This is a genomic window from Bacteroidota bacterium (genome assembly GCA_030706565.1).
Classification (GTDB): domain Bacteria; phylum Bacteroidota; class Bacteroidia; order Bacteroidales; family JAUZOH01; genus JAUZOH01.
Map to the genome: position 1 here is coordinate 1 of JAUZOH010000419.1, position 3,156 is coordinate 3,156.

The following is a 3,156-nucleotide window of genomic DNA, read 5'->3' on the forward strand; positions in this document are numbered from 1 at the left end:
AGTTTCTTCGTCAAATTTCCGGAATAATTCGGCAAGGCCGGCAGATTTAGCCAGTTCCTTATTCTCTATCGTCCTGCGGGATAACCTGGAAATTTCATTTCCAAATTGCCTGATCAACTGGTCTTTGTCAATTTTTGCAATCTTCATTTTTAATCAATGCCGGTAACTTTGCTTCTTCTTTCTAAAAAAGCCACGTCTCTCCAGATATCATCCATTTTCCCAATCCTTTCCCTGATGCCGAGTGTCCGGAAGCCGTGTTTGTGGTGGAGCCTCATGCTGCCTGTGTTTTCGGGAAAAACACCTGACTGTAATGTCCAGACGCCATTTCTTTCGGATTCTTTTATTAAGGCCGCCATCAGTTGATCGCCAATGCCTTGTTGTCTGTAAGCAGGATCAATATAGATGCTGACCTCTGCAACACCCGAATAGATACAACGGCTTGAAATAGGGGACAAGGCTGCCCAACCCACAATTTTATCACCGGTCTTGGCAATTAACCGGCAATCTTTTCTGTGCGCCTTATCCCAGGCCTCCCAATCCGGTGCCTCTGTCTGGAATGTGGCGTTTTTTGTGGCGATACCTGCTTCATATATCCTGGCCACAGCTGGCCAGGCTTGCGGAGTCATAAATTCGATTTTCATTTTAACAAAGTTATGTTTTATTTCTAACTCTCGAATATAATCAATCCTTTTTCCTTTGCCATACTGCGGACCGTATCTTTTATGATTTTCAACAAATAATAATCAAATTTTGAAAGGTCTATCATTTGCCTGTGATCATTGATTTTAACGATATGGTATCTATTTGAACTATAAGAAATTGATTTGATATCATCCCACATTACTTTTTGTTCTTTAACAAATACGTTGGCTTTTATTGAAATCTTTTCTTTATCAATGATTATAAATGCTTTTCCAAAAAGTCTGGCTACAGAATATCCAAAACCGGAAATCATAAAGTAGATTCCTGTAAAAAATAGAAGCCCATATAATATTCCGTCAAATACAGGAGCATAATGCGAGGAGGGCATCATATCGCTCCAAATTATCGCATAAACCAAGAAACATAAGATTAATAATCCAAGGATAATCGCAGATATGGATTTTTTCTTATTTCTCAATAAATCTAAATTAAGTTCCATGACTACTTAAAGTTTAGTTTGTATTGATTTCTGGGAAATGTTCAAAAATTTGTATTGAATAGCAGCAATTTGCTATTGGTCAATTTATTAATTCCGGAGTATGTGATATTAATATGTATATGATCATTGAATTGTTATCTGTCTAGGTGTTTGCAGCAACGTCCTTTCTATAAACGGCAGTATATGTGCCTTTTTTCTCTAAAGAATATTCTTCAACAAAGCTGTGATCAACCATTAAATCAACTATCTCTGCAACGGGCATTCCATCGTATTGACGTTTCGGCTCTTTAATATAGATTTTTCCGCCTTCTTTGAGTATTTTATAAAATTCCCTGACTATTCCGTTTCTCAAATCCGGAGAAACATCATGTAAGGTATAAAAAATGTAAATAATGTCAAAGGAATTAGTTTTTAATTCCATTTCAGGCAATTGGCCAACCAGAAATTCAACATGATTGAAATTTCTCAACCGTTTTTTTGCCTTATTGGTCCAATATTTCGAAATATCCACACAGGTCAAATGTCCGCCGTTCTGTAGAACTTTAGCCAGATGTCTGGATCCTGCACCAGATCCGCTGCCGAAATCAAGGACTTTCTCATTCCCTTTAAAATTAAGCTTTTTAATATAGCTGGTGTAGATAAAGCTGAATAACCGGTTGTTCCCGAGTTCATCGATTAGCCGGTACAACAAATTTGGATTTTCATAACTTAAAGCCATCTTTTCCTTTATTTTAAGATAGGTTTCAATGAATCATTATTAACGTTTCAAATTTAATTTGGTTTAGTCCACTGCTTAATATGTGATCCATTTATAATAATCACTGGAAATACAATTTCTGTTTCTATAAACTATATAGGTGTAGTAAGATATTTCTCCCTTATCATTGCGATAAGGAGATTCTATAAATCTTGAAATATTGACAGAATCATAGTCGATAAAACCGGTGCTATACTTGGAATAGGGCAATAATATGTGCTCTAAAGTGTCAATAATGGCATAATTTCCTTTATCATCAACGACGACTATCATTGAATCATTGTATTGCTCAATTCGTTTGAATTTAGTATCTATTAAAGTTTTACCCGTTACTTTATTCCGGATACCATAATGTCCGTCAATTCCAACGAATGGCTTAATTACCTGGGTAAAGCAAAGTTTTGATAAGACTATAATCGATAAAAAACATAAAAATTGTTTCATCCTTTTATTCAAATTTCTGATGTTATATATATTATTGTTCAAAGTTGTAAATTAAAATCAGAATAATAAAAGTAAATGGTGTTTATTTATAACAAGCAAAAATTGAATTTCAATTCATAAACCATCTCATGATAAAAATTCCCCTATATTCTTTTCCTGCTCATATCTTTATTATTTTTACCCCAATAATTACAATAGTTTAAAATATGAAAAAACATTTTTTCAGATTTCCACTGGCGATTGCAGTGGCCTTCACTACATTTTCCATATCTTATGCCCAGCAGAGGGGCAATGCGCCCTTGCCTGACCCTCTGGTTTCGCACATAGACAACAGCGTCAAACCCGGCGTTGATTTTTTTCAATATGCCAATGGGAATTGGTTTAAGGCAAATCCTATTCCACCAAGCGAACAAAGCAACGGCATATTCCAGCTTATCCAGGATACCATCAATTCGCAGGTCAGGCATATCTGCGAATCGTCTGCCGCCCTCAGACAGAATGTGAAAGGTAGCAATAAACAGAAAATAGGGGATTTCTTCTTCTCGGGAATGGACAGCGTCAGTATCAACCGAAAAGGGCTGAATGATTTAAAACCCATGTTTGCCAAGATTTCAGCCATTAAAGATCTCAATGGCCTGTCACGCCTTTCTGCAACCCTGATGAGTATTGGCGTTTCCAATATGTTCGATTTCGGAGTGGGGCAGGACGACAAGATAAGCAGCCGGAATGTCATCAGGATATGGCAGGGCGGGCTGAGTTTGCCCGACCGCCGTTTCTATTTCGATACGGACGATCATGCGGTGGATATACGCAA

At 36.9% G+C, this 3,156-nt stretch carries 5 protein-coding genes; 1 reads left to right on the forward strand and 4 read right to left on the reverse strand.

The genetic code is table 11. The features are described 5' to 3' along the window. Nucleotides 1-149 precede the first annotated feature (149 nt). The 4 genes from Q8907_14995 to Q8907_15010 all read right to left on the reverse strand — a co-directional run bounded on the left by Q8907_14995 (nt 150) and on the right by Q8907_15010 (nt 2,342). Entirely contained in the window at nt 150-641 is a 492-nt protein-coding gene (locus tag Q8907_14995; GenBank protein MDP4275578.1) for an N-acetyltransferase family protein, read from the reverse strand. A 23-nt stretch (nt 642-664) separates the two neighbouring features. After that, a complete protein-coding gene (locus Q8907_15000; protein ID MDP4275579.1) occupies nt 665-1,141 on the reverse strand; it encodes a hypothetical protein in 477 nt (158 codons plus the stop codon). A 142-nt stretch (nt 1,142-1,283) separates the two neighbouring features. After that, a complete protein-coding gene (locus tag Q8907_15005) occupies nt 1,284-1,859 on the reverse strand; it encodes a class I SAM-dependent methyltransferase (GenBank protein ID MDP4275580.1) in 576 nt (191 codons plus the stop codon). A gap of 75 nt (nt 1,860-1,934) precedes the next feature. Further along, the gene (locus Q8907_15010; GenBank protein MDP4275581.1) at nt 1,935-2,342 is read right to left on the reverse strand and encodes a hypothetical protein; all 408 of its coding nucleotides are present in this window, start codon (nt 2,340-2,342) and stop codon (nt 1,935-1,937) included. Between the two features lie 206 nt (nt 2,343-2,548). Between Q8907_15010 and Q8907_15015 the strand changes: the two genes are divergently transcribed. Continuing rightward, a partial coding sequence (locus tag Q8907_15015) for a M13 family metallopeptidase N-terminal domain-containing protein (protein MDP4275582.1) occupies nt 2,549-3,156 on the forward strand: 608 nt, incomplete at its 3' end.